The organism is Klebsiella pneumoniae subsp. pneumoniae HS11286, assembly GCF_000240185.1.
In the GTDB taxonomy this organism is placed as follows: domain Bacteria; phylum Pseudomonadota; class Gammaproteobacteria; order Enterobacterales; family Enterobacteriaceae; genus Klebsiella; species Klebsiella pneumoniae.
This window is the reverse complement of sequence record NC_016845.1, coordinates 2,547,456-2,572,866: the sequence shown is the minus strand read 5'-3', so window position 1 is coordinate 2,572,866 and position 25,411 is coordinate 2,547,456. Positions and strand designations below refer to the sequence as shown.

29 protein-coding genes and 1 other annotated feature are annotated in these 25,411 nt (G+C 59.0%); of the genes, 16 read left to right on the top strand and 13 right to left on the bottom strand.

Annotated elements, in window-relative coordinates; all coding sequences use genetic code 11:
* Positions 1–12: 12 nt before the first annotated feature.
* Genes KPHS_25480 through KPHS_25460 form a run of 3 tightly spaced genes read left to right on the top strand, consistent with a single transcriptional unit; the run spans position 13 to position 1,101 of the window.
* The gene (locus tag KPHS_25480; RefSeq protein YP_005226848.1) at positions 13–447 is read left to right on the top strand and encodes a DNA-binding transcriptional repressor MarR; all 435 of its coding nucleotides are present in this window, start codon (positions 13–15) and stop codon (positions 445–447) included.
* A 20-nt stretch (positions 448–467) separates the two neighbouring features.
* A complete protein-coding gene (locus tag KPHS_25470; RefSeq protein ID YP_005226847.1) occupies positions 468–842 on the top strand; it encodes a DNA-binding transcriptional activator MarA in 375 nt (124 codons plus the stop codon).
* A 40-nt stretch (positions 843–882) separates the two neighbouring features.
* Positions 883–1,101 (top strand): multiple antibiotic resistance protein MarB, encoded by a 219-nt coding sequence (locus KPHS_25460; protein YP_005226846.1) that lies wholly within the window; start codon positions 883–885, stop codon positions 1,099–1,101.
* Positions 1,102–1,149: 48 nt separating this feature from the next.
* Here KPHS_25460 and KPHS_25450 read toward each other — a convergent pair whose 3' ends face one another.
* The gene (locus KPHS_25450) at positions 1,150–2,049 is read right to left on the bottom strand and encodes an O-acetylserine/cysteine export protein (RefSeq protein ID YP_005226845.1); all 900 of its coding nucleotides are present in this window, start codon (positions 2,047–2,049) and stop codon (positions 1,150–1,152) included.
* 195 nt (positions 2,050–2,244) lie between these two features.
* Between KPHS_25450 and KPHS_25440 the strand changes: the two genes are divergently transcribed.
* Together KPHS_25440 and KPHS_25430 are read left to right on the top strand one after the other, a co-directional pair.
* Entirely contained in the window at positions 2,245–3,441 is a 1,197-nt protein-coding gene (locus KPHS_25440) for a putative transport protein (RefSeq protein YP_005226844.1), read from the top strand.
* Positions 3,442–3,570: 129 nt separating this feature from the next.
* Positions 3,571–4,053, top strand: coding sequence for a DNA-binding protein (locus KPHS_25430; protein YP_005226843.1), 483 nt, complete (start codon positions 3,571–3,573; stop codon positions 4,051–4,053).
* A gap of 35 nt (positions 4,054–4,088) precedes the next feature.
* On the opposite strand, the gene KPHS_25420 is transcribed toward KPHS_25430, so the two are convergent.
* The 6 genes from KPHS_25420 to KPHS_25370 all read right to left on the bottom strand — a co-directional run bounded on the left by KPHS_25420 (position 4,089) and on the right by KPHS_25370 (position 10,849).
* Positions 4,089–4,787, bottom strand: a complete 699-nt coding sequence (locus KPHS_25420) for a putative ABC transport ATP-binding subunit (protein ID YP_005226842.1) — start codon at positions 4,785–4,787, stop codon at positions 4,089–4,091.
* 9 nt (positions 4,788–4,796) lie between these two features.
* Positions 4,797–5,594, bottom strand: a complete 798-nt coding sequence (locus KPHS_25410; RefSeq protein ID YP_005226841.1) for an urea ABC transporter ATP-binding protein UrtD — start codon at positions 5,592–5,594, stop codon at positions 4,797–4,799.
* Positions 5,594–6,667, bottom strand: coding sequence for a high-affinity branched-chain amino acid ABC transport system permease component (locus tag KPHS_25400; RefSeq protein ID YP_005226840.1), 1,074 nt, complete (start codon positions 6,665–6,667; stop codon positions 5,594–5,596). The genes KPHS_25410 and KPHS_25400 overlap by 1 nt, the downstream gene beginning before the upstream one ends.
* Positions 6,667–8,241 (bottom strand): high-affinity branched-chain amino acid ABC transporter membrane protein, encoded by a 1,575-nt coding sequence (locus KPHS_25390; RefSeq protein ID YP_005226839.1) that lies wholly within the window; start codon positions 8,239–8,241, stop codon positions 6,667–6,669. Before KPHS_25390 ends, KPHS_25400 begins: the two co-directional genes overlap by 1 nt.
* 61 nt (positions 8,242–8,302) lie before the next feature.
* Positions 8,303–9,574, bottom strand: coding sequence for an urea ABC transporter, urea binding protein (locus KPHS_25380; protein YP_005226838.1), 1,272 nt, complete (start codon positions 9,572–9,574; stop codon positions 8,303–8,305).
* A gap of 171 nt (positions 9,575–9,745) precedes the next feature.
* Positions 9,746–10,849: a 5-methyltetrahydropteroyltriglutamate/homocysteine S-methyltransferase gene (locus KPHS_25370; protein YP_005226837.1), complete on the bottom strand. Its 1,104-nt coding sequence runs from the start codon at positions 10,847–10,849 to the stop codon at positions 9,746–9,748.
* 240 nt (positions 10,850–11,089) lie between these two features.
* Between KPHS_25370 and KPHS_25360 the strand changes: the two genes are divergently transcribed.
* Together KPHS_25360 and KPHS_25350 are read left to right on the top strand one after the other, a co-directional pair.
* Positions 11,090–12,352 carry a transposase gene (locus KPHS_25360; protein YP_005226836.1) on the top strand — a complete coding sequence of 421 codons (1,263 nt, stop codon included), beginning with the start codon at positions 11,090–11,092 and terminating at the stop codon, positions 12,350–12,352.
* Positions 12,333–12,455 carry a hypothetical protein gene (locus KPHS_25350; RefSeq protein YP_005226835.1) on the top strand — a complete coding sequence of 41 codons (123 nt, stop codon included), beginning with the start codon at positions 12,333–12,335 and terminating at the stop codon, positions 12,453–12,455. The genes KPHS_25360 and KPHS_25350 overlap by 20 nt, the downstream gene beginning before the upstream one ends.
* A gap of 203 nt (positions 12,456–12,658) precedes the next feature.
* Here the strand turns inward: KPHS_25350 and KPHS_25340 are convergent, their stop codons facing one another.
* On the bottom strand, positions 12,659–13,057 hold the full coding sequence (locus KPHS_25340; RefSeq protein YP_005226834.1) for a rhodanese: 399 nt from the start codon (positions 13,055–13,057) through the stop codon (positions 12,659–12,661).
* Between the two features lie 67 nt (positions 13,058–13,124).
* On the opposite strand from KPHS_25340, the gene KPHS_25330 reads away from it, so the two are divergent.
* Together KPHS_25330 and KPHS_25320 are read left to right on the top strand one after the other, a co-directional pair.
* Positions 13,125–14,222 carry a transcriptional activator FtrA gene (locus KPHS_25330; RefSeq protein ID YP_005226833.1) on the top strand — a complete coding sequence of 366 codons (1,098 nt, stop codon included), beginning with the start codon at positions 13,125–13,127 and terminating at the stop codon, positions 14,220–14,222.
* Complete coding sequence (locus tag KPHS_25320) at positions 14,191–14,406, top strand: DUF4177 domain-containing protein (protein ID YP_005226832.1); 216 nt, start codon at positions 14,191–14,193, stop codon at positions 14,404–14,406. Before KPHS_25330 ends, KPHS_25320 begins: the two co-directional genes overlap by 32 nt.
* 52 nt (positions 14,407–14,458) lie before the next feature.
* On the opposite strand, the gene KPHS_25310 is transcribed toward KPHS_25320, so the two are convergent.
* Positions 14,459–14,899 (bottom strand): GNAT family N-acetyltransferase, encoded by a 441-nt coding sequence (locus KPHS_25310; RefSeq protein YP_005226831.1) that lies wholly within the window; start codon positions 14,897–14,899, stop codon positions 14,459–14,461.
* A gap of 137 nt (positions 14,900–15,036) precedes the next feature.
* Here KPHS_25310 and KPHS_25300 point away from each other — a divergent pair, with 137 nt between their 5' ends.
* A complete protein-coding gene (locus KPHS_25300) occupies positions 15,037–15,156 on the top strand; it encodes a hypothetical protein (RefSeq protein YP_005226830.1) in 120 nt (39 codons plus the stop codon).
* Here KPHS_25300 and KPHS_25290 read toward each other — a convergent pair.
* Positions 15,153–16,217, bottom strand: a complete 1,065-nt coding sequence (locus KPHS_25290; RefSeq protein ID YP_005226829.1) for a lac repressor — start codon at positions 16,215–16,217, stop codon at positions 15,153–15,155. The genes KPHS_25300 and KPHS_25290 overlap by 4 nt on opposite strands.
* A 196-nt stretch (positions 16,218–16,413) precedes the next feature.
* On the opposite strand from KPHS_25290, the gene KPHS_25280 reads away from it, so the two are divergent.
* The 4 genes from KPHS_25280 to KPHS_25250 all read left to right on the top strand — a co-directional run bounded on the left by KPHS_25280 (position 16,414) and on the right by KPHS_25250 (position 20,839).
* On the top strand, positions 16,414–18,036 hold the full coding sequence (locus KPHS_25280; RefSeq protein ID YP_005226828.1) for a beta-D-galactosidase: 1,623 nt from the start codon (positions 16,414–16,416) through the stop codon (positions 18,034–18,036).
* Positions 16,414–19,520: a sequence feature (potential frameshift: common BLAST hit: gi|238894637|ref|YP_002919371.1| beta-D-galactosidase), on the top strand. Its footprint overlaps the gene before it by 1,623 nt.
* On the top strand, positions 18,060–19,520 hold the full coding sequence (locus KPHS_25270; RefSeq protein YP_005226827.1) for a beta-D-galactosidase: 1,461 nt from the start codon (positions 18,060–18,062) through the stop codon (positions 19,518–19,520). It overlaps the preceding feature by 1,461 nt.
* Before the next feature lie 54 nt (positions 19,521–19,574).
* Complete coding sequence (locus tag KPHS_25260) at positions 19,575–19,709, top strand: MFS transporter (RefSeq protein YP_005226826.1); 135 nt, start codon at positions 19,575–19,577, stop codon at positions 19,707–19,709.
* On the top strand, positions 19,682–20,839 hold the full coding sequence (locus KPHS_25250; RefSeq protein ID YP_005226825.1) for a putative proton/sugar symporter, LacY: 1,158 nt from the start codon (positions 19,682–19,684) through the stop codon (positions 20,837–20,839). The genes KPHS_25260 and KPHS_25250 overlap by 28 nt, the downstream gene beginning before the upstream one ends.
* A 30-nt stretch (positions 20,840–20,869) precedes the next feature.
* On the opposite strand, the gene KPHS_25240 is transcribed toward KPHS_25250, so the two are convergent.
* Entirely contained in the window at positions 20,870–21,958 is a 1,089-nt protein-coding gene (locus tag KPHS_25240) for a putative RecF protein (RefSeq protein ID YP_005226824.1), read from the bottom strand.
* 141 nt (positions 21,959–22,099) lie between these two features.
* A complete protein-coding gene (locus tag KPHS_25230; RefSeq protein ID YP_005226823.1) occupies positions 22,100–22,306 on the bottom strand; it encodes a putative K+ transporting ATPase, KdpC subunit in 207 nt (68 codons plus the stop codon).
* Positions 22,307–22,603: 297 nt separating this feature from the next.
* On the opposite strand from KPHS_25230, the gene KPHS_25220 reads away from it, so the two are divergent.
* The gene (locus tag KPHS_25220) at positions 22,604–23,464 is read left to right on the top strand and encodes a beta-lactamase SHV-11 (protein YP_005226822.1); all 861 of its coding nucleotides are present in this window, start codon (positions 22,604–22,606) and stop codon (positions 23,462–23,464) included.
* A 20-nt stretch (positions 23,465–23,484) separates the two neighbouring features.
* Here KPHS_25220 and KPHS_25210 read toward each other — a convergent pair whose 3' ends face one another.
* Positions 23,485–24,246 (bottom strand): DeoR family transcriptional regulator, encoded by a 762-nt coding sequence (locus tag KPHS_25210; protein ID YP_005226821.1) that lies wholly within the window; start codon positions 24,244–24,246, stop codon positions 23,485–23,487.
* Between the two features lie 260 nt (positions 24,247–24,506).
* Here KPHS_25210 and KPHS_25200 point away from each other — a divergent pair, with 260 nt between their 5' ends.
* Positions 24,507–25,409: a putative dehydrogenase gene (locus KPHS_25200; protein ID YP_005226820.1), complete on the top strand. Its 903-nt coding sequence runs from the start codon at positions 24,507–24,509 to the stop codon at positions 25,407–25,409.
* Positions 25,410–25,411: the final 2 nt, after the last annotated feature.

Below are 25,411 nucleotides of genomic sequence, written 5' to 3'. Positions count from 1 at the left end.
TGGGCAACCATTATGAAAAGTACCAGCGACCTGTTTAATGAAATGATCCCGCTGGGTCGCTTGATCCAGATGGTTAACCAGAAAAAAGATCGCCTGCTCAATGACTACCTCTCACCTATGGATATTACCGCGACCCAGTTTCGCGTGCTCTGCTCCATTCGTTGCGAAGTATGTATTACCCCCGTTGAGCTGAAAACCGTGCTTTCCGTCGACCCGGGCGCAATGACGCGCATGCTCGACCGCCTGGCGTGCAAAGGCTGGATTAAACGGTTACCCAACCCCGCTGACAAGCGCGGCGTGCTGGTGCAGTTGACGCCGGACGGCGCAGCCCTTTGCGAGCAGTGTCATCAGGTTGTGGGTCAGAAGTTACACCAGGAGTTAACGAAAAATCTGTCGGCGGACGAAGTCGCCATGCTTGAGCAACTGCTCAAGAAGGTCCTGCCGTAAAAATAAGAAGAGGTAAGATGATGTCCAGACGTAATAATGACGCCATCACTATCCATAGTATTTTGTCGTGGATCGAGGATAACCTGGAATCGCCCCTGTCGCTGGAAAAAGTGTCTGAGCGCTCCGGTTACTCTAAGTGGCACCTGCAACGTATGTTTAAGAAAGAGACCGGCCATTCCCTCGGCCAGTACATCCGCAGCCGCAAGCTGACGGAGATTGCGCAGAAGCTCAAGCAGAGTAATGAGCCAATCCTGTACCTGGCGGAACGCTATGGTTTCGAGTCGCAGCAGACCCTGACGCGAACGTTCAAGAACTATTTCGATGTTCCGCCCCACAAGTATCGCATAACGAATGTACCTGGCGAATCCCGCTATCTACATCCGCTAAATAACTGATGTTAATCGCCTGCACTATAAAAGACGTATTGAGGAAATCATGAAACTATTCGCTGCCGCAGCTATCGTACTCTTGTCGCTGGCCTCCAGCCTCAGCTATGCGGAGCAAAACACCACGCCGGTGCGTCAAAACCAGCGTGATACAATGATTATCCCTTCCGAACATAATGATTCGCCGTTTGATTTCAATCATATGGCGGCTGGTAATGATAAATCTGACGAACTTGGCGTGCCGTACTACCAGCAGCACGACCTGTGATGCCATTACACGCATAATTGTGTATAGCCCCGTCTCCGGGGCTTTTTTTTATCCGCGCGCCATGCCAGGCCGCACCAAACGTAAGCCAAAGACATTAATGTAGAGCCCGGCCATAATCAGCACCGCCCCGGTGAGCTGCAGTCCGCTCAGCGTCTCCCCGAGCAGCAGCGCAGCGCTGGCCATTCCCACCACCGGCACCAGCAGCGACAGCGGCGCCACCCGCCAGGTTTCATACCGCCCCAGCAGCGATCCCCAGATGCCATAGCCGACGATAGTGGCGATAAACGCCAGATAAAGCAGCGACAGTATCGTCAGCAGATCGATGTGTTGCAGACTCGCCAGCATGGTCTGCGGACCATCGATCAACAATGAGGCCAGCATAAACGGCAGCACCGGGATCAGCGCGCTCCAGACCACCAGCGACATGATTGGCGGCCGGCTCGTCTGGGACATGATTTTCTTGTTGAAAATATTGCCGCAGGCCCAGCTGAGCGCCGCCGCGAGGGTCAGCATAAAGCCCACCAGCGGCACATGTTCCCCGCCAAGGCTGCCCTCCACCAGCACCAGCACGCCAAAGATCGCCAGGGCGATCCCCGCCAGCTGCTTGCCCTGCAGACGTTCGCCAAAGACGAAGGCGCCAAGGATGATGGTGAAGAAGGCTTGCGCCTGCAGCACAAGGGAGGCCAGCCCGGCCGGCATACCCAGGCCGATAGCGCAGAACAGAAAGGCGAACTGACCGAAACTTATGGTCAGGCCATAGCCCAGCAGCAGGCGCAGCGGAATAGCTGGCCGGGCGACAAACAGCAGCGCCGGGAAGGCGACCAGCATAAAGCGCAGCCCCGCCAGCATCAGCGGCGGCATATTGTGCAACCCCAGCTTAATCACCACAAAGTTAAGCCCCCACACCACCACTACCAGCAGCGCCAGTAGTCCATCTTTCCTCGTCATACCCCTGCCTCTGTCGTTATTGGAATTTTTGTGAACAAAATCAAAGTAGCGAAAAAGCGGCCGACGGGATAGATCATTATTTTTGGCAGGCCCGGAAGTGCGCCCGTCGACCGCGATGACCTGTACAAGGCGTAATGGCCGTGTTATTTGTGATCGAAGACATAAAATTATAACAACATGACAGGCAAGGAAATCATGATCACCACTCTCCGGCGCTCCACCATCGCGCTGCTGGCATCGTCGTTACTGTTGACTATCGGCCGCGGGGCCACACTGCCGTTTATGACCATCTATCTCACCCGACGCTTTCAGCTGGAAGTGGATGTGATTGGCTATGCCCTGTCGCTGGCGCTGGTGGTTGGGGTGTTGTTCAGCATGGGTTTTGGCATCCTCGCTGACAGGTTCGATAAAAAGCGCTATATGGTGTGGTCAGTGCTGGTGTTTATTCTCGGCTTCAGCGCAATACCGCTGGTCAATAACGCCCCCCTGGTGGTGATCTTCTTTGCGCTGATCAACTGCGCCTACTCGGTCTTTTCCACCGTCCTGAAAGCCTGGTTCGCCGACCGGCTGACGGCAGAGAAAAAAGCGCGCATCTTCTCGCTGAACTACACCATCCTCAACATCGGCTGGACCGTTGGGCCGCCCATCGGCACCCTGCTGGTAATGCACAGTATCAATTTGCCGTTCTGGCTGGCGGCCGCCTGCGCCGCCTTTCCGCTGGTGTTTATTCAGCTGTTTCTTCAGCGGGATGGCGCCGCCGCGGCCCAGCCGGGCGCCGCTCCCTGGTCGCCTTCGGTGTTGCTGCGCGACCGGGCGCTGCTGTGGTTTACCTGCTCCGGGCTGCTGGCCTCCTTCGTCGGCGGCGCCTTCGCCTCCTGTCTCTCGCAGTATGTGCTGGTGGTCGCCAGCAGCGATTTCGCCGAGAAAGTGGTGGCCGTGGTGCTGCCGGTCAACGCCGCGGTGGTGGTTGCTCTGCAGTACGCGGTTGGCCGGCGGCTGAGCGCGAGAAATATCCGCCCGCTGATGACCTTCGGCACCGTCTGCTTTGTGATCGGCCTTGTGGGCTTTATGTTCTCTGGCGCCAGCCTGTGGGCGTGGGGGATCTCGGCGGCGATCTTCACCCTCGGGGAAGTGATTTATGCCCCCGGGGAGTATATGCTGATTGACCATATTGCCCCGCCGGGGATGAAGGCAAGCTACTTCTCCGCCCAGTCGCTGGGGTGGCTGGGGGCGGCATTCAACCCGATGCTGACGGGGTTGATCCTCACCCATCTGCCGCACTGGTCGCTTTTTGTCATTCTTATCGTGGCGATTGTCGCCGCCTGGCTGATGATTTTCCGCGGGATCAATGCCCGCCCCTGGCAACCGGATTCTCCGCTGGCCAACGCCTGACGCCAGCTGGCATGCGGCTGTCAGGTTGCTGTCGGGCCGTTGTCGGGTCGCTGTCGTGGTGGCTGGCGGCCCGGTTCACCATACTCCATCACAGGTTTACATCCGCAGAACGTTATGGAGCATACGAATATGAACAGCAACAATCAGGTCAAACAATTACGGCTGCAGCGCGCCTGGTCCCAGGAGCAGCTGGCCGAAATGGCGGGTCTCAGCGTCCGCACGATCCAGCGCATTGAGAATGGCGAACGCCCGGGGCTGGAGACCCTCAGCGCCCTCGCCGCGGTCTTTGAAGTGACGGTGGCCGAGATCGGCGGCGAAGCCCGGCGGGAAGACGCGCCGGGCCAGGAAGCCTCACTGGATCTGCGCATAGAGGAAGCCAAAGCGCGGGTGCATCAGGAGAGCCGCTTTTTCCGTTCGCTGTCGGTGGCGCTGGTGGTTTGCGTGCTGCTGGCGGTGCTTAACCGCTTCACTAATCCACAGTACTACTGGTCCGGCTGGGTCGCCCTGATCTGGGGCGCCCTGCTGGTGGTGAGAGGATTACGCCTGTTCGTGTTCGGCGAATGGATTAAAAACTGGCGCCAGGCGCGCCTGCAGCGGCTGCTGCGCAAATAGGCCGCAAACCGGCGGCGCGACCGCCGCCGGCATGGTCAGATGGTCACCATCGCGCGCACGCCGTCGCTCTCCATATCATCACCCTTGCCTTGCTGGACGATGGCGCCGCGCGACATCACCAGGTAGTGGTCCGCCAGTCCGGCGGCAAAGTCATAGAACTGCTCCACCAGCAGGATCGCCATGTCTCCGCGGCTCGCCAGCTGGCGGATCACCTCGCCAATCTCTTTGATGACCGAGGGCTGGATCCCCTCGGTGGGTTCATCAAGGATCAGCAGCTGTGGGCGGCTGGCCAGCGCGCGGCCGATCGCCAGCTGCTGCTGCTGGCCGCCGGATAAGTCACCGCCTCGCCGCTGCTTCATGGTCCTGAGCACCGGGAAAAGCTGGTAGATCTCCTCCGGCACCTGCTGCGCTTCGCGGGCGGGAAAGCGCGACAGCCCCATCAGCAGGTTTTCTTCCACCGTCAGGCGCGGAAATATCTCGCGCCCCTGGGGGACGTAGGCGACCCCGGCCTGCACCCGCTGGTGCGGTTTGCGATGGGTGATGTTCTGATCCTGCCAGCGTACCTCACCGCTGCGCGCCGGGATCAGCCCCATCAGGCATTTCAGCAGTGTGGTCTTACCGACGCCATTGCGCCCCAGCAGGCAGGTGACTTCGCCCTGGCGGGCGGAAAAATCCACCCCGCGTAAAATATGGCTGCCGCCGTAGTATTGATGTAGCTGACTCACCTGTAACATTGGCGCTCCTTAACGTCCCAGATAAACTTCAATGACCTGCTCATTGGCCTGCACCTCCCGCAGCGATCCCTCCGCCAGCACCTGGCCCTGATGCAGGACCGTCACCCGGTCGGCGATGGTCTCGACAAATCCCATGTCGTGCTCCACCACCATCAGGGAGTGCTGTCCGGCCAGCGTGCGAAACAGCTCCGCCGTATACTCCGTTTCCGCATCGGTCATGCCGGCCGCCGGCTCATCAAGCAGCAGCAGATGCGGCTCCTGCACCAGCAGCATGCCGATCTCAAGAAACTGTTTCTGACCATGGGACAGCAGACCGGCCTGGCGGTAGCGCTCGCCGTCAAGACGCAACAGGCGCAGCACCTCATTCAGCCGATCGTCCTGTTCGCTGCTCAGCCGGGCGCGCAGGCTGGCCCACACCGATTTATCCCCCTTCATCGCCAGGGCGAGATTTTCCGCCACCGTCAGCGCTTCGAAGACCGTCGGCTTCTGAAACTTGCGCCCGATGCCCTGGCGGGCGATGGCCACCGGGTCAAGAGTGGTCAGATCCACCGACTGGTCATAGAGCGCTTTGCCGCTTTGCGGCCGGGTCTTGCCGGTGATCACGTCCATCAGGGTGGTCTTGCCCGCCCCGTTGGGGCCGATCACACAGCGCAGTTCGCCGACGCCTATCGCCAGCGACAGATCCGTCAGCGCCCGGAAACCGTCAAAGCTGACGTTGATGTTCTCCAGCTGCAGCACCGGATCGGTTTGTTCGCGAAAGCGATCGCCGGGCAGCTGGCGGGTAAATAGTCCTTCATCCGGTTGCATTAGCGGTCTCCTCGACGCAGCAGGCCCATCACCCCGCGGGGTAAAAACAGGGTCACAATGATGAAGATGAGGCCGAGAAACAGCTGCCAGTACTCTGGCATCGCCACGGTGAAAATGCTTTTCGCACCGTTGACCAACCCGGCGCCAAGCACCGGGCCAATCAGGGTGCCGCGCCCGCCGAGCGCCACCCAGATGGCGGCCTCGATGGAGTTGGTCGGCGACATTTCGCTGGGGTTGATGATCCCCACCTGCGGGACATATAACGCCCCCGCCAGACCGCAGAGCACCGCCGACAGCGTCCACACCAGCAGCTTGAAGCCGCGCGGGTCGTACCCGCAGAACATCAGCCGGTTTTCGGCGTCACGCACCGCGGTGAGGATCCGGCCAAACTTACTCTGCGCCAGCGCCGCGCCCAGCCACAGCGTCAGCAACAGCAGCAAAACCGTGGCCATAAACAGGCTGGCGCGGGTGCCGGTGGCGGTGACCGGAAAACCCAGCAGCGTAGTAAAACCGGTGAAGCCGTTGTTGCCGCCAAACCCGGTCTCGTTGCGAAAGAACAGCAGCATACCGGCATAGGTCAGGGCCTGGGTCATGATCGAGAAATAGACCCCTTTGATCTTCGAGCGAAAGGCAAACCAGCCGAAAACCAGGGCCAGCAGACCGGGAACCAGCACCACCAGCGCCATCGCCCAGGCGAAATGCTGCGTGCCCCACCAGAACCAGGGCAGCTCGCTCCAGGAGAGAAAAGACATAAACGCCGGCAGACCGTCGCCCGCCGCCTGGCGCATCAGGTACATCCCCATGGCGTACCCGCCGAGGGCAAAGAAGATCCCGTGCCCCAGCGACAGCATGCCCGCATAGCCCCAGACCAGATCCAGCGCCACCGCCACAATGGCGTAGCAGAGGATTTTGCCGCTCAGCGTCAGCAGCCAGCTCGGCACCGCCAGCGGATGGGAGGCCGGCAGCAGCGCCAGGAATGGCATACACAGCAGCCCCAGCACCAGCAGGATCCCCAGCCAGCGCAGAGGCCGCGGCGCGCGCTGCGCCAGCGTTAAGGTGATTGGTTGGCTCATTAGTCAATAACCCTCCCTTTCAGCGCGAACAGACCCTGCGGGCGTTTCTGAATAAACAGAATAATCATCACCAGGATCAGGATTTTGCCCAGCACCGCGCCCATTTGCGGTTCGAGAATTTTGTTGAAAATGCCCAGCCCAAAGGCCGCCGCCACGCTGCCGGCCAGCTGGCCGACGCCGCCCAGCACCACCACCAGAAACGAGTCGATGATGTATCCCTGACCCAGTTCAGGCCCGACGTTGCCAAGCTGCGACAGCGCCACGCCGCCCAGCCCGGCAATACCGGAGCCGAGGCCAAAGGCCAGCATATCCACCCGCCCGGTAGGCACGCCGCAGCAGGCGGCCATCGCCCGGTTCTGCGTCACGGCGCGGACGTTCATCCCCAGACGGGTGCGGTTCAGGATGAGCCAGGTAAAGGACAGCACCAGCAGGACGAACGCCAGCACCGCCAGTCGGTTCCACGGCAGGATCAGGTTCGGCAGGACCTGCACGCCGCCGGAGAGCCAGGCCGGGTTTGCCACCTCCACGTTCTGCGCGCCAAACAGCATCCTCACCAGCTGGATAAGCATCAGGCTGATCCCCCAGGTGGCGAGCAGCGTTTCCAGCGGCCGACCATACAGATGACGAATAATGGTGCGCTCCAGCGCCATGCCGATCCCGGCGGTCACCAGAAACGCCACCGGCAGCGCGACCAGCGGATAAAAGGCCAGCCATTGCGGCGCGAGCTGCGCCAGCGCCTGCTGTACCAGCCAGCAGCTGTAGGCGCCGATCATTAACATCTCGCCGTGGGCCATGTTAATCACCCCCAGCAGGCCATAGGTGATCGCCAGCCCCAGCGCGGCCAGCAACAGCACCGATCCCAGCGACAGTCCCATAAAGGCCTGGCCCAGCAGATCGCCGAGCAGCAGACGATGTTTGATCTTTTGCAGGCTATCGCTGGCCGCCTCGCGCACCGCCGCATCCGGCTCATGCTGGGCATCGGTAAAGGGGATCAGCAGCGCCTGGGTTTCCGGGTCCGCGGAATGGCCGAGCAGCGTCACGGCGGCCAGCCGCGCGCTGGCCTCAGGCTGAGCGAGCTGCAGGCGCGCCAGCGCCACCTCCAGCAGACCCCGCACAGTATCATCGGTTTCCGCCTGCAGCCGCTGTTGCAGCAGCGCGGCCATGGCCGGGGTCGCTTCCCGCTGTAGCGTTCGTGCGGCGGAAGCTCGCTCTGTGACGTTGTCACTTAAAATAAGGTGGCTGGCCAGCGCGCCGGCAGCCAGATTGCGCAGCCTGTTGGTCAGACGGACCGGTCGGGTTTCGCCCTGCGGTGCGGCGACAGCGCCCAATGGCTGTAATCCGCCCTGTCGGGTGCGGAAAGCATGTTTTCCGTCGTCCATCACCAGGCTCTCGGTGGTCAACGCCCGCAGCAGCGGCAGACGATCCGCCTGCGGCGCTGCCGCCCACTGGCTCAACAGCTGCGCCTGCTGGCTGCGACTGGCGGCAACGAAGTCGTCCGCCTCCGCGGCCTGCGCCCGCCATGGCAGCAGGATCAGCAGTAGCGCCAACACATTCATGAGACGCAATGCGTTCATGTCGTTCTCCTCTGGTCAGCGGCCGACGGGCGCTATGCTCCAGCCCCGCCGGCCGTGGCGCTTACTGGCTGACGGTTTTCACCGGATGGTCAGGTTTCTTATCGTTACCGGGGATCCACGGACTCCACGGCTGCGCGCGAACGGGTTTATCGGTCTGCCAGACCACGTTGAACTGGCCGTTGCCTTCAATTTCACCGATCATCACCGGCTTATGCAGATGATGGTTAGTGGCATCCATGGTCAGGGTAAAACCGGACGGCGCGTTGAAGGTCTGCCCGGCCATCGCCTCGCGCACTTTATCGACATCGGTGGTGCCCGCTTTGGTCACCGCCTGCGCCCACATATGCAGACCCACCCAGGTCGCTTCCATCGGATCGTTGGTTACCACCGTATCGGCATTCGGCAGCTTGTGCGCTTTGGCATACGCGCGATAATCGGCGACAAAGGCTTTGTTGGTCGGATTATCGACGGATTCAAAGTAGTTCCATGCCGCGAGGTTGCCGACCAGCGGTTTGGTATCGATGCCGCGCAGCTCCTCTTCCCCCACCGAGAAGGCCACCACCGGTACATCGGTCGCTTTCAGACCCTGGTTAGCCAGCTCTTTGTAGAACGGTACGTTGGAATCGCCATTGATGGTGGAGACCACTGCCGTTTTGCCACCGGCGGCGAATTTTTTGATATTGGCGACGATGGTCTGGTAATCGCTGTAGCCGAACGGGGTGTAGACCTCCTCGATATCTTTGTCCTGGATCCCTTTGGCATGCAGGAAGGCGCGGAGGATCTTGTTGGTGGTGCGCGGATAGACGTAGTCCGTCCCCAGCAGAAAGAAACGTTTAGCGCCGCCGCCGTCCTCGCTCAGCAGGTATTCCACCGCCGGGATAGCCTGCTGGTTAGGCGCCGCGCCGGTATAGAAGACGTTGGGGGACATCTCTTCCCCTTCGTACTGCACCGGGTAGAACAGCAGGCCGTTCAGTTCCTCAAACACCGGCAGGACCGATTTACGCGAGACCGACGTCCAGCAGCCAAACACCACCGCCACTTTATCCTGGGCCAGCAGCTGGCGCGCCTTCTCGGCAAACAGCGGCCAGTTGGAGGCCGGGTCGACCACCACCGGCTCCAGTTTCTTGCCCAGCACCCCGCCTTTGGCGTTGATGTCGTCGATGGCCATCAGCGCGACGTCTTTCAGCGGCGTTTCGGAAATCGCCATCGTCCCGGAGAGCGAATGCATGATCCCGACTTTGATGGTGTCGGCGGCATAGGCCTGAAAGGAGAGACCTATAGCCATAACAGAGGCGGAGAGTGCAAAAGCTTTTAATAACGTTCTACGTTGCATGATTCACTCCTGAGTAGCGCAAAAAATAAAGAATTAACAGCTAACCAGAGGTGATAAGGCAAAAAAGGTGCCAGGTTGTGAAAACAGCAGGATGCGGCGCAGGTGGGCGATAGTGGCGAAGAGGATGGCAGCGTTGCCTCATCACGGTGCAACGCTGCGCTAAGAAAGCAATTACCAGACGTCGGCGGCGATGGAGGTCACCAGACGGACCTTTTGCCATTGCTGGTCTTCGCTGAGGGCATTCCCCTCTTCAGTGGAGGCGAAACCGCACTGCGGGCTGAGGCAGATCTGCTCGAGCGGCACGTACTGCGCGGCCTCGGCGAGTCGCGCTTTTACCCCCTGCGGATTCTCCAGCTCGCCGTTTTTGGTGGTGATCAGCCCGAGGACCACCTGCTGATGGCCGGGACGAATAAAGCGCAGCGGCGCGAAATCCCCGGAGCGGTCGTTGTCGTACTCCAGGAAGAAAGCATCGACATTGACGCCGCCAAACAGCACCTCGGCCACCGGCTCGTAACCGCCTTCCGAGATCCAGGTTGAACGGAAGTTACCCCGACAGACGTGCAGGCCCACCGTCAGATCGGCCGGCTTACCTTCCAGCGCCTGGTTCAGCACCCGGGCATAAATGCGCGCCAGCGCATCCGGATCCTCGCCGCGCTCGCGTACCTGCTGGCGCTGGGCATCGGAGCACAGATAGGCCCACACGGTATCGTCCAGCTGCAGATAGCGGCAGCCGGCGTCATAAAACGCGCGGATGGCGTCGCGCCAGGTGGTGGCCAAATCGTCGAAGTAGTCGCTAAGATCCGGGTAGACCGTGGCATCGATATCTTTCCGCCCGCCGCGGAAGTGCAGCACGCTCGGGCTGGGAATGGTCATCTTCGGCTGCGCGTCGCCGCTGATGCTTTTCAGATAGCGGAAATCCTCCAGCATCGGGTGGTCGCCAAATGCCAGCTTGCCGGTGACGCGAACGCCGTGCGCTTTGGTCTGCACGCCGTTGAACTGGATCCCCTGCTCGGCATCGTAACGTTCAACGCCCTGCAGGCCATCGAAGAAATCGAAATGCCACCATGCGCGACGAAACTCACCGTCGGTGACCACATGCAGGCCGCAGTCGCATTGCTGCTGAACCAGATGACGGATCGCGTTATTCTCAATCTCGCGTAGCTGAGCGGCGTCGATAATCCCCTCAGCCAGCTGCTGACGCGCCTGTTTAATGCTGTCCGGGCGCAAAAAACTGCCGACGATGTCTGCGCGGAACGGGGCCTGTTGACGTTGCATGCTGTCTCCTTAGCGGTGGGCGCGTTAGTTGCCCACCGTGATAGTTCATTATTTCCTAGATTCTACGTCAGTACTTCAAAAAGCATAATCAAAGCCTTGATAAATATGCATTCCTTCGAAATTCAGCTTTCACCCATTGGGTGAAAGAAAAGTGCTCAAAAATATGTTAAATTATCAGCTTTTATGACTCGATATATGGTAAAATAATAGTAAGAAAAGTAGTAAAAAGGGGTTCTAATTATGATTAATAAAATTGATTTCAAAGCTAAGAATCTAACATCAAATGCAGGTCTTTTTCTGCTCCTTGAGAATGCAAAAAGCAATGGGATTTTTGATTTTATTGAAAATGACCTCGTATTTGATAATGACTCAACAAATAAAATCAAGATGAATCATATAAAGACCATGCTCTGCGGTCACTTCATTGGCATTGATAAGTTAGAACGTCTAAAGCTACTTCAAAATGATCCCCTCGTCAACGAGTTTGATATTTCCGTAAAAGAACCTGAAACAGTGTCACGGTTTCTAGGAAACTTCAACTTCAAGACAACCCAAATGTTTAGAGACATTAATTTTAAAGTCTTTAAAAAACTGCTCACTAAAAGTAAATTGACATCCATTACGATTGATATTGATAGTAGTGTAATTAACGTAGAAGGTCATCAAGAAGGTGCGTCAAAAGGATATAATCCTAAGAAACTGGGAAACCGATGCTACAATATCCAATTTGCATTTTGCGACGAATTAAAAGCATATGTTACCGGATTTGTAAGAAGTGGCAATACTTACACTGCAAACGGTGCTGCGGAAATGATCAAAGAAATTGTTGCTAACATCAAATCAGACGATTTAGAAATTTTATTTCGAATGGATAGTGGCTACTTTGATGAAAAAATTATCGAAACGATAGAATCTCTTGGATGCAAATATTTAATTAAAGCCAAAAGTTATTCTACACTCACCTCACAAGCAACGAATTCATCAATTGTATTCGTTAAAGGAGAAGAAGGTAGAGAAACTACAGAACTGTATACAAAATTAGTTAAATGGGAAAAAGACAGAAGATTTGTCGTATCTCGCGTACTGAAACCAGAAAAAGAAAGAGCACAATTATCACTTTTAGAAGGTTCCGAATACGACTACTTTTTCTTTGTAACAAATACTACCTTGCTTTCTGAAAAAGTAGTTATATACTATGAAAAGCGTGGTAATGCTGAAAACTATATCAAAGAAGCCAAATACGACATGGCGGTGGGTCATCTCTTGCTAAAGTCATTTTGGGCGAATGAAGCCGTGTTTCAAATGATGATGCTTTCATATAACCTATTTTTGTTGTTCAAGTTTGATTCCTTGGACTCTTCAGAATACAGACAGCAAATAAAGACCTTTCGTTTGAAGTATGTATTTCTTGCAGCAAAAATAATCAAAACCGCAAGATATGTAATCATGAAGTTGTCGGAAAACTATCCGTACAAGGGAGTGTATGAAAAATGTCTGGTATAATAAGAATATCATCAATAAAATTGAGTGTTGCTCTGTGGATAACTTGCAGAGTTTATTAAGTATCATTGCAGCAAAGATGAAATCAATGATTTATCAAAAATGATTGAAAGGTGGTTGTAAATAATGTTACAATGTGTGAGAAGCAGTCTAAATTCTTCGTGAAATAGTGATTTTTGAAGCTAATAAAAAACACACGTGGAATTTAGGTATTTGAATTTTTAGACTTCTGGATGGCTATATGTCCAGATACTGGCATGCAGAGTGGTGGGTCGCAAACGAGAATATTTCATGGTACATGAAAAATTTTCATTTACCGGAAACAAACGCATAGCCCTCATCTTCCCAGCCGGTGAGTCCGCCGAGCATCATTTTCACCGGCCGCCCCAGCTCGGCCAGCTTCAGCGCGGCAACGTCAGCACCGTTGCAGTGCGGCCCGGCGCAGTAGACCACAAAGAGGGTCTCCGCCGGCCAGGCCGCCATTCGCTCGGCGGTGATCTGGCTGTGCGGGAGATGCTGCGCGCCTGGCAGGTGACGTCTGGCGAAAGCTTCCTCGCTGCCGACCACGTGCAGCAGGACGAAGTCGACCTCGCCGGCACGCTGGGCGCTGTGCACATCGGCGCAGTCGGTCTCAAGATGCAGCTTATGGCTGAACCAGCGGATAGCCTCAGCGGAGGTGGCAGGGGGAAATTGGGTTACTACACTCATGGCGTCTTCTCCTTGTCTGTGATAACACTACTTTACTGACGCCCATCACCCTGATCTGCCGACAACCATGACAGAAAACGCTAACATTCTGACAACCCCTTCTGTGACACCGTCACGTCATCAGGTGATCGCCCTCGCCTACGATGGCCTGTGCACCTTTGAGTTTGGCGTAGCCGTGGAGATCTTCGGCCTGCCGCGCCCGGAAATGGGCGACAACTGGTACCAGTTCGCCGTCGCCGCCGTCGATGAAGGGCCGCTGTGCGCTACCGGCGGCATCCGCCTGATGACCGACGGCGGTCCTGAACTTCTCGCCCAGGCGGATACGATCGTGGTCCCCGGCTGGCGCGGCGTCGACGCCCCGGTCCCCGAGGCGCTGTGCGCCGCGCTGGCTTCCGCCCACGCCCGCGGATGTCGGATTATTTCTATCTGTTCCGGGGTGTTCGTTCTCGCCGCCGCCGGGCTGCTCAATGGCCGCCAGGCGACAACCCACTGGCGCTACACCGCGGCGCTGCAGTCCCGTTTTCCGCAGATCCAGGTGGTGGAGGACGTCCTTTACGTGGGCGATGCTTTGCTGATGACTTCCGCCGGCAGCGCGGCGGGGATCGACCTTTGTCTGCATCTGGTGCGTGAAGATTTCGGCAGCGAAGCCGCCAACGTCGTCGCCCGCCGCCTGGTCGTCTCTCCCCATCGCGACGGCGGTCAGGCGCAGCAGGTCCTGCGCCCGGTAGCCCGCAGCCGGGAGAGCCTGCGCCTCGGTCAGCTGTTTGACTATCTGCACCAGCATCTTGCCGCCAGCCATACCGTCGCTTCCCTCGCCCAGCGCGCCGGCATGGGGACGCGCACCTTTTTGCGCCGCTTTGAGGAGGCCACCGGTAAAACGCCCGCCCGCTGGCTGCTGGAGGAACGACTGCTGCGCGCCCGCCAGCACCTGACGGAGAGCACGATGGGCATCGATCAGATCGCTGAGCGCTGCGGGTTTGCCAGCGCCGGCACCCTGCGCCACCATTTTCGCCAGCACTTCGCGCTCAGCCCGCTGCAGTACCGTAAACAGTTTACGCCTTCTCCGATTGCAAAATCGTCGCAGCCACGGACAATAGACGGCCACAGTAAACCGGTCGCCAGGAGGGTCGATGATGAAGAAAGAGTGTCGGGTAGTGATCTATAAAGAGGGGCTGCTGGGCAGTCTGTTTTTTGGCGAAGCCAAGGCCGACCCTGACAAAATGAGCCAGTTTCTCAGCAGCTATACCCGTGAGGGATGGGAAGTGAAAACCATGTCGGTGGAGCGCCGCCGTACCGCCCTGTTCTGGTCGCGGGAAGCGTATCTTTTCGTGCTCGAACGCCCCCTCTGACAGCCTGCGCCTGGTTTACACGTTTAAGCCAGGCGTTTCTAAGCGTCACCTTTCAGGGCTGACGGATATAGCCCTGCTCCTGCATTTTCTGCATGCCTTCCTCGCTGGCGCAGACCATGCCGGTAGTCAACATGGCAAAGCCAAAGCGCTGATAAAACGTAATTTTATCGGCCACCGCATAGATAAATATTTTGCCAAAGGGCAGGAGTTGCTCCCGGATGGCCAGCATCAGCTGTTGCCCGTAGCCCTGTCCCTGACGAGCGGGGACGATCGCCACATCCGCCAGATAGCTGCTCCAGGTGCAGTCGCTGATGGCTCGCGCCACGGCAATCAGCTGACCGTTCTCATAGCCAAACCAGCAGAAGGTGCTCTGGCGGAACGCCTGCTCCAGTTGCTGAACATCACGCTCATTCAGCCCGGCCTCGGCGATGATCGTTCGCACTCGCTGCCAGTCCACCCGCACGATCGCCTCTTTACCCTCAATCACCATCATGACCTTGTCTCCCGTCGTCTCCCGGAAGCAAGATCTAGCATGCCGCGGCAGGATATGCCAGATGGAAAGCCGGACTGAAGCAGTCGGTACAGGGTGGAAGGGGCAAAAAAAACCGCCATATGACTGGCGGTAAATCAATGCTTGCATGGATAGATTGTGTTTTGCATTTTTCGCAGACAGATAAGCTTTACCTCTCTACGTTTGCTGCCGAAGTTAGCATGCTCAACTTCAATAAAGCCTCAACGACCAGCAGCTAAAGCTTCTCCACCAGCGCTTTCAGCTGCGCCAGGGTCTGCTGCCGGTCCTCCGCGGCGGCGACAGGCCAGGCCGACTGGCGCACGATGAGCCGGGTCGGCAGCAGCTCGCGGATCCGCAGCTGCGGGGCCGCCATCAGGGCAATCAGCCGCTCCACCGCCCTTTTGCCCAACAGATCGAAGTCCTGCGCCACCGTGGTGAGCGGCGGCTGGAAGTAAAGGCTGTCGGCGGTGTCATCGTAGCCGGTCACCGATACCGCCTGGCTGCCGCTGCGATTGAGCTGGGCCAGCGCGCTGAGCACGCCGAGCGCCATCTGATCGTTTGCCACCACTATGGCGCTGATCCGCGGCTGCAGGTGGAGGAGCTCGAAAGTTTTCTGCCAACCGCTGGCGGCGCTCCAGTCGCCAAACACCGTAGTAGAGCGGGCAATATTCAGACAGTGCAACGCCTCGCGCCAGCTGGCGAGACGCAGACGGGCGGAAACCGAACTTTCCGGTCCCGCCAGCAGACCAAATTCGCGATGCCCCAGCTCCCACAGGTGGCGCACGCAGGCCCCGCAGCCATCGCGGTGGTCGAAGCGCACGCAGCAGACATCGGCCTCCGGGGAGACATCGAGAAACAGGCAGGCCATATCCGGATTGTCTTGCACCAGCCGCTCGGCAGTGGCGCTCTCCAGCGGCAGACTGACGATCACCCCGCGAATATGCTGGGCGCGCAGCTCGTCCAGCCGGGCCTGCAGCGCGACAAAATCGGCCTGCGCCGGCATCGCTATCGCCACTTCCAGCTGATGCAGGCTGGCATGGCTCTTTATCGCGGCGGCGATCTGCGAGGGGGCGTGCAGCGTCAGCGAGGCGGTAATCAGCCCGATGGAGGGCGCCGCTTTGCCGGCAAGCAGCTGCGCCGAGCGGTTAGGCACATAGTGCAGCGCCTGCATCGCGCGGATCACCTGCTCGCGGGTGCGGGCTGACACCACCTCAGGACGGTTCAGCACCCGGGAGACCGTCTGCTGGGACACGCCCGCGGCGCGGGCGACATCCTCCAGGGTTGCGGTACGACGCGGCATCTTTTCTCCTCAGCAATAACAATGTCGTGCGCTAACATTTTATGTTTAACGCGCGACAAAAAACAGCGCTTCTCCCCCGCTTTCGTGATCGTCTGTTAATTTCGATTCCCCCGAGATTGCTGGACAAAACAAATTACCCGATAACGTTAACCATCCTGTTTAGCGAACGACAATTTCTGACTTACCGGGGTTTAATATGCAAATTAGCGATACCGGCCGCAGCCACACTCCTGACTTTCACGCCGTCCTCGCCCGTGAAGACTGGCAGAACCAGACCATTACCCACCTTAACCGCCTGCCAGCGCATCCCGTTTTCGCCAGCTGGCGCGATGAGCTTGCCGCCCGCGATAACCTACCTTCATCCCGCCGCCGTCAACTGGACGGCGAGTGGCAGTTCTCTTACGCCCGCAGCCCGTTTGCCGTCGATGCGCAGTGGTTGACGCAGGATCTACCGGACTGCCGCGGCACGCCTGTGCCTTCCAACTGGCAGATGGAGGGCTATGACGCGCCGATCTACACCAACGTCCGCTATCCCATCGACACCACCCCACCGCGGGTGCCGGAGGATAACCCGACCGGCTGCTACTCCCTGCACTTTACGGTTGAGGACACATGGCGCGAGAACGGGCAAACGCAGATTATTTTCGATGGCGTCAACTCGGCGTTTCATCTGTGGTGCAATGGCGTGTGGGTCGGCTATTCGCAGGACAGTCGCCTGCCGGCGGCGTTCGATCTCAGCCCCTTTCTGCGTCCGGGCGACAACCGCCTGTGCGTGATGGTCATGCGCTGGAGCGCCGGCAGCTGGCTGGAAGACCAGGATATGTGGCGGATGAGCGGTATTTTCCGCTCGGTATGGCTGCTGAATAAGCCGCAGCAACGGCTATGCGACGTGCAGTTGACGCCAGCCCTTGACGCCCTCTATCGCGACGGCACTCTGCAGGTCCAGGCGACCGTCGAAGCGACTGAGGCGGCGCTTGCCGGGCTTAGCGTCGGGGTTAGCCTGTGGCGCGGCGAGGAGCAGATCGCCGCCGGGCGGCAGCCGTTAGGTACCCCGACGGTGGATGAGCGCGGCCACTACGCGGAACGGGTCGATTTCTCCCTGGCGGTGGCGACGCCGGCGCACTGGAGCGCGGAAACCCCGAACTGTTATCGCGCCGTGGTCACCCTGTGGCGCGGCGACGAACTGCTGGAGGCCGAAGCGTGGGACATCGGTTTTCGCCGCATCGAGATTGCCGATGGCCTGCTGCGTCTCAACGGTAAACCGCTGCTGATCCGCGGCGTTAACCGCCATGAGCATCATCATTTGCGCGGGCAGGTGGTCACCGAGGCGGATATGGTGCAGGACATTCTGTTGATGAAGCAGAACAACTTTAACGCCGTGCGCTGCTCGCACTATCCCAACGCGCCGCGCTGGTATGAACTCTGCAACCGCTACGGTCTGTACGTGGTCGATGAAGCCAATATTGAAACCCACGGGATGGTGCCGATGAATCGGCTGTCCGACGATCCGGCGTGGCTACCAGCCTTCAGCGCCCGCGTCACCCGGATGGTACAGAGCAACCGCAACCATCCGTGCATTATCATCTGGTCGCTGGGCAACGAGTCCGGCGGCGGCGGCAACCACGAAGCGCTGTACCACTGGCTGAACGCAACGATCCGAGCCGTCCGGTGCAGTACGAGGGCGGCGGCGCGGATACCACCGCCACCGATATTATCTGTCCGATGTACGCCCGCGTCGAACGCGACCAGCCGATCCCGGCGGTACCCAAATGGGGGATCAAAAAATGGATCAGCCTGCCCGGTGAGCAGAGGCCGCTGATCCTTTGCGAGTACGCCCACGCGATGGGCAACAGCCTCGGCAACTTCGCCGATTACTGGCAGGCCTTTCGCGAGTATCCCCGGCTGCAGGGCGGGTTTATCTGGGACTGGGCCGACCAGGCGATCCGCAAAACCTTTGCCGACGGCAGCGTCGGCTGGGCCTATGGCGGCGACTTTGGTGATAAGCCTAACGATCGCCAGTTCTGTATGAACGGTCTGGTGTTTCCCGATCGCACGCCGCATCCGTCGCTGGTGGAGGCGAAGCACGCCCAGCAGTATTTTCAGTTCACGCTGCTGTCGACCTCGCCGCTGCGGGTGCGCATCATCAGCGAATACCTGTTCCGCCCAACCGATAACGAAGTGCTGCGCTGGCAGGTGCAGGCGGCCGGTGAACCCCTGTATCACGGCGACCTGACCCTGGCGCTGCCCCCTGAGGGCAGCGACGAGATAACGCTGCTCGATAGCCTGATCCTGCCTGAAGGCGCCCGCGCGGTGTGGCTGACGCTGGAGGTGACCCAGCCCCAGGCGACCGCCTGGTCAGAAGCGGAGCACCGCGTCGCCTGGCAACAGTTTCCCCTGCCCGCCCCGCTGGCGCTGCCGGCGCCCACCGTGTCTGCCGGCGCTCCGGATCTTATCGTCAGCGATGAGGTCTGGCAGATCCGCGCCGGTTCGCAATGCTGGACCATCGATCGCCGGACGGGTCTGCTGAGCCGCTGGTCGGTTGGCGGTCAGGAGCAGCTGTTGACCCCCCTGCGTGACCAGTTTATTCGCGCGCCGCTCGACAACGACATCGGGGTCAGCGAAGTAGAGCGTATCGACCCCAACGCCTGGGTGGAGCGCTGGAAAAGCGCCGGCCTGTACGATCTTGAGGCGCACTGCGTCCAGTGCGATGCGCAGCGCCTGGCAAATGAAACCCTCGTCGACTGCCGCTGGCACTACCTGCGCGGCGAAGAGGTAGTGATTGTCAGCCACTGGCGCATGCACTTCACTGCTGACGGAACCCTGCGGTTGGCAGTGGACGGCGAACAGGCGGAAACCCTGCCGCCGCTGCCGCGGGTCGGGCTGCACTTCCAGGTGGCGGATCAGCAGGCGCCGGTGAGCTGGCTGGGTCTGGGGCCGCATGAGAACTACCCCGACCGGCGGAGCAGCGCCTGCTTCGCCCGCTGGGAGCAGCCGCTGGCGGCGATGACCACCCCCTACATCTTCCCGACGGAAAACGGCCTGCGCTGTGATACCCAGGCGCTGGACTGGGGGCGCTGGCACATCAGCGGTCATTTCCACTTCTCCGTTCAGCCATGGAGCACCCGTCAGCTGATGGAGACCGACCACTGGCACAAGATGCAGGCCGAAGACGGCGTGTGGATCACCCTCGACGGCCTGCATATGGGGGTGGGAGGCGATGACTCCTGGACCCCCAGCGTGCTGCCGCAGTGGCTCCTGAGCCAAACGCGCTGGCAGTACGAGGTCTCATTGCGTTGCTTTTAATCCGTGGGGGCGACAGCCCCCACCCCACAAACAGAATAACAAGGGATCATGGTGATGAAATTCTCAGAACTGGCGCCACGAGAACGGCATAATTTCGTCTATTTCCTGCTGTTCTTTTTCTTTTACTATTTCATTATGTCGGCCTACTTCCCGTTTTTCCGGTGTGGCTGGCGGACGTTAACCATTTAACTAAAACGGAAACCGGGATCGTTTTCTCGTCTATCTCGTTATTCGCCATTATTTTTCAGCCGGTGTTCGGCCTGATGTCGGATAAGCTCGGCCTGCGCAAACATCTGCTGTGGACCATTACGGTATTGTTAATTCTGTTCGCGCCATTCTTTATTTTCGTTTTCTCTCCGCTGCTGCAGATGAATATTATCGCTGGTTCGCTGGTAGGCGGGATCTACCTGGGGATTGTTTTCTCCAGCGGCTCCGGGGCGGTGGAAGCTTATATCGAACGCGTCAGCCGGGCCAACCGCTTTGAATATGGCAAAGTGCGGGTCGCAGGCTGCGTCGGCTGGGCGCTATGCGCCTCGATAACCGGCGTGCTGTTCAGCATCGATCCCAATATCACCTTCTGGATCGCCTCCGGCTTTGCGCTGGTGCTCGGTCTGCTGCTCTGGCTGTCGCGGCCGGAAAGCAGCAACAGCGCCCAGGTTATCGAGGCGCTGGGCGCCAATCGCCAGGCCTTTTCGCTGCGTACGGCGGCAGAGCTGCTGCGTATGCCGCGCTTCTGGGGCTTTATCGTCTATGTGGTGGGTGTCGCCAGCGTCTACGACGTGTTTGACCAGCAGTTCGCCAACTTTTTCAAAAGCTTTTTCGCCAGTCCGCAGCGCGGTACCGAAGTGTTTGGCTTCGTCACCACCGGCGGCGAGTTGCTCAACGCGCTGATCATGTTCTGCGCGCCGGCCATCGTTAACCGCATCGGCGCCAAAAACGCCCTGCTGACCGCGGGGATGATCATGTCGGTGCGTATTCTCGGGTCGTCCTTCGCCTCATCGGCAGTCGAGGTGGTGATCCTCAAGATGCTGCATATGTTTGAGATCCCCTTCCTGCTGGTGGGAACTTTTAAATATATCTCTTCCGCCTTTAACCCGCGCCTCTCGGCCACCCTGTTCCTGATCGGTTTTAATCTGTCAAAACAGTTGTCCGGGGTGGTGCTTTCCGCCTGGGTGGGCCGGATGTACGACACCGTCGGCTTCCATCAGGCCTATCTGATCCTCGGCTGCATAACCCTGAGCTTCACCCTGCTCTCGTTCGTCACCCTACGCGGCGGCAACCGTCTGCTGCCGACCGCAGAGACGCAGAGCCCCGCCTGACTCCAGCGCCCCCGTCAGGGATGACGGGCTTCACTCGACAATCCGCGTCTCCCCGCCGCGATTCTCCAGCGCATAGCGCTGACAAGGCGCCCCGGCGGCGATAAGCTCCGCCAGCTCCGCCGAGTGGCTGGTCAGCCAGATCTGGCTGTAGCGCGAGGCCTCGATAATCAGCCGGGCCAGCGCGGGCAACATGTCGCGATGCAGGCTGTTCTCCGGTTCATTGATCGCCAGAAACGCCGGCGGGCGTGGACTGAGCAGCGCGACGGCGAGGCACAAAAAGCGCAGCGTACCGTCGGACATCTCCGCCGCCAGCAGCGGGCGGCGGATCCCTTCGCGACGCATTTTCAGAGCGAAACGCGAGTGCTCGTTTTCACAATAAAACTGGCAGCCGGGAAAGGCGTCGGCAAGGATTTCATGCAAAATCTCCTCCGCGCCGATCTCGACAATGGTCTGAAAGGCGGCGGCGAGATTCTGGCCATCGCTGTCGAGGACTGGCGAACGGTAACCCACGGCCGGCTGACGCAGCGGCGAATGACGGCCAATCGCGAATTCATGATAAAACCGCCAACGGCGCAAGGTCTCCCGCACTCGCGATACTTCGGGGAAACGGTGCGGCTCGCCAAGCTGACCGAACACCGACTCATTTTCATAAATACTCTCGGTGAAAGTACTTTTCTCCCCGGTGACATCGACGAGAAACGCCGCCTGATTCTTGCGCTGCAGTACGCGGGAGGAAGGCCGGCGGGAGTAGCCGGCCAGCCAGATATTCTCTTCTTTAACGATAGGATCGAGCATGAATTGCGTCGGATAGGGCAATTTTTCAGGGAAGCCTATCTGCAGCTCATAATCGAAGCTGTCGGTCCGGCAGGCGATTTGCAGCCGGCGGGGGTGACGATCGAGGGGCGAACGCTCCCCGGACCACATCATATTCTCCAGACCGCCCTCTTCGCTGATAAACCCCGAAAGCCTGCCCTCAGCGGCAGCGGTCAGCAGGTGGATGGCGTTATAAATATTGGATTTACCGCAGCCGTTAGGGCCGAAGACAATGTTCAGCGGCCCGAGCTCCAGCGCGATATCCTTCACTGAGCGAAAATTTTGAATACGAATGTACTGAATCATTATGCGTCCGGCCCTGGAAATAGAAGGCTGCCACAGTAGCACAGCGGCGCCCGGCATACCCTCTTACGCCCCCTTTCGGGCAGGGTTTAACAGAACTTTTTTTTCATTCCACGGGTCAGGGCGACCCGCGTCAGCTTATCGCTATCCTGATGGGCGTCGCTGAAAACGCCAAAAAAAATAGCGTTCATCGTCAATGGTTTGGCTAACAATTCGGTAGCTCAACGGTTGCCCGGATAGCGCACCGTACTGCGCAGGCGTCACCGAGACCTCGGTCGCGTCATCGGCGACGCTGACCAACAGCCCGTCCGCCTTACCGCCCACCAGCATGACCTTAATTATCGGGTGCACCAGTTCCTCCCGGGATGGCATATAGCGTTGGCGAACCGCAGGGACCGGCGGGCGTGATGATCGGCAAACAGCGACGCCCGACAGAGTGCGGTATTTAGTACTTTCTTATAGTTCATCACGGCCTTGAGTCAAAAAATAGCGTGCTTAGGCAGGGCTAGATATTGATTATTCGAAATAAAAGATGACAAATGATGAAGGAAAAAAGAGGAATTGTGAATCAGCAAAACGCCGGGTTATTCTTATTTGTCGCTTCTTTACTCGCCTTTATCGGCCCTCACTCAAGGATGTATTGTGGTTATGCGTTATATTCGCCTGTGTATTATCTCCCTGTTAGCCACCCTGCCGCTGGCGGTACACGCCAGCCCGCAGCCGCTTGAGCAAATTAAACAAAGCGAAAGCCAGCTGTCGGGCCGCGTAGGCATGATAGAAATGGATCTGGCCAGCGGCCGCACGCTGACCGCCTGGCGCGCCGATGAACGCTTTCCCATGATGAGCACCTTTAAAGTAGTGCTCTGCGGCGCAGTGCTGGCGCGGGTGGATGCCGGTGACGAACAGCTGGAGCGAAAGATCCACTATCGCCAGCAGGATCTGGTGGACTACTCGCCGGTCAGCGAAAAACATCTTGCCGACGGCATGACGGTCGGCGAACTCTGCGCCGCCGCCATTACCATGAGCGATAACAGCGCCGCCAATCTGCTGCTGGCCACCGTCGGCGGCCCCGCAGGATTGACTGCCTTTTTGCGCCAGATCGGCGACAACGTCACCCGCCTTGACCGCTGGGAAACGGAACTGAATGAGGCGCTTCCCGGCGACGCCCGCGACACCACTACCCCGGCCAGCATGGCCGCGACCCTGCGCAAGCTGCTGACCAGCCAGCGTCTGAGCGCCCGTTCGCAACGGCAGCTGCTGCAGTGGATGGTGGACGATCGGGTCGCCGGACCGTTGATCCGCTCCGTGCTGCCGGCGGGCTGGTTTATCGCCGATAAGACCGGAGCTGGCGAACGGGGTGCGCGCGGGATTGTCGCCCTGCTTGGCCCGAATAACAAAGCAGAGCGCATTGTGGTGATTTATCTGCGGGATACGCCGGCGAGTATGGCCGAGCGAAATCAGCAAATCGCCGGGATCGGCGCGGCGCTGATCGAGCACTGGCAACGCTAACCCGGCGGTGGCCGCGCGCGTTATCCGGCCCGTAGCACCTCGCAGGCGTGCCGGGCGATATGACTGGCGGCGGCATCGGAAAGATGCCGGTCGGTAATGATGGTGGTGAACCGGGTCAAAGGTAACGCCATGAACGTGGCCACCTGATTGTATTTCGAACTGTCGCACAGCAGGATGCTTCTCGCGCTGACCTGGCTGACGGTCTCCTTGACGGTAACCTTGTTCTCATCAGGGGTGAAAATCCCGCGACTGTCCCAGCCGCTGGCGGAGATAAAGGCCGTATCGATAGCCAGGTGGCGTAACGTACGCGCCGCCGATTCGCCCACGCAGGAGCGGTTCTCCCGGCACAGAGTGCCGCCGGTGTGGATCACGCCGCACTGGCTGGCATCGATCAGCAGCTGGGTTATCTCAAAATCATTGGTGACCACCTGGAGATCGTTCCGGTCGAGGATCGCCCGCGCCAGCGCCAGGGTGGTAGTCCCGGCATCCAGATAAATGCAACTGTTTTTGGCGATATGACTCGCCGCCAGCGCGCCGATCGCCTGTTTCTCCTCACTCTGCAGCGTGCTTTTCACCAGATGACTGGGTTCCGCGGCCAGCCGGCTGACGGCGCGCACGCCGCCCGAGACGCTGACCAGCAGCCCCTGCTCCTCCAGTTTACTAACGTCCCGACGGATGGTCATATGGGACACGCCGAGGATCTCCGTCAGCTCGTTAATGCTTACCGCCCCACGCTGCTCCACCAGGGCTAAAATACGCTGATGTCGTTCTATTGGAATCACCGCTCTCCCCTTACCATTTTTTCACACCAGGCGTCACCACCCAGGCTACGGCCCTGGCGACACCCGGTGTTGTTATCGCGCTTTGCCGCTGTTTTTAGGCTATTTTAGGGCAAGAATCGCCGTTGTGCAGCCTCTTTCCGCCTGTGAATTTTTTATATTCATGTGGGTTATTCGTGATAACTCTCACATAAATTCACATGATAACGCTTTATTCTATCATTAAATCACATTAATTAACTAATGTTCACAAGGAGACCAGCATGGCTGCACACACTAACGTCTGCGTGATTGGACTGGGTTCAATGGGCATGGGCGCCGCCCGCGCCTGCCTGCAGGCGGGCCTGAACACCTGGGGCGTTGACATCAATCCCGACAACTGTCGCGCACTGCTGGCGGCGGGCGCCAAAGGCGCGGGCCCCAGCGCGGTGCCGTTCGCCGCGGAACTGGATGCAGTTGTGCTGCTGGTGGTCAATGCCGCCCAGGTGCGGGGGATCCTGTTCGGCGAGAGCGGCCTCGCCGCCCATCTGAAGCCGGGCACTGTCGTGATGGTGTCGTCCACCATCGCCTCCGCCGATGCTCAGGCCATTGCCGAGGCGCTGGCGGAGTACCAGCTATTGATGCTCGACGCGCCGGTATCGGGCGGCGCCGTGAAAGCGGCCGCCGGCGACATGACGGTGATGGCCTCCGGGAGCGATGCCGCCTTTGCCCGCCTCGCGCCGGTGCTGGACGCCGTGGCCGGCAAAGCCTACCGCATCGGGAGCGACATTGGTCTTGGCTCGACGGTAAAAATTATCCATCAGCTGCTGGCCGGGGTGCACATCGCCGTTGCCGCCGAAGCGATGGCGCTTGCCGCCCGCGCCGGGATCCCACTGGAGACGATGTATGACGTGGTCACCCACGCGGCGGGTAATTCCTGGATGTTTGAGAATCGCATGCAGCACGTCCTGGATGGCGATTACTCGCCAAAATCCGCTGTCGATATTTTTGTCAAAGATCTCGGGCTGGTGAATGACACTGCCCGGGCGCTGACCTTCCCGCTGCCGCTCGCTACCACCGCGCTGAATATGTTCACCTCCGCCAGTAATGCCGGATTCGGTCGGGAAGATGACAGCGCGGTGATCAAGATTTTCAACGGCATCACCCTGCCGGGCCATAAACAGTGAGG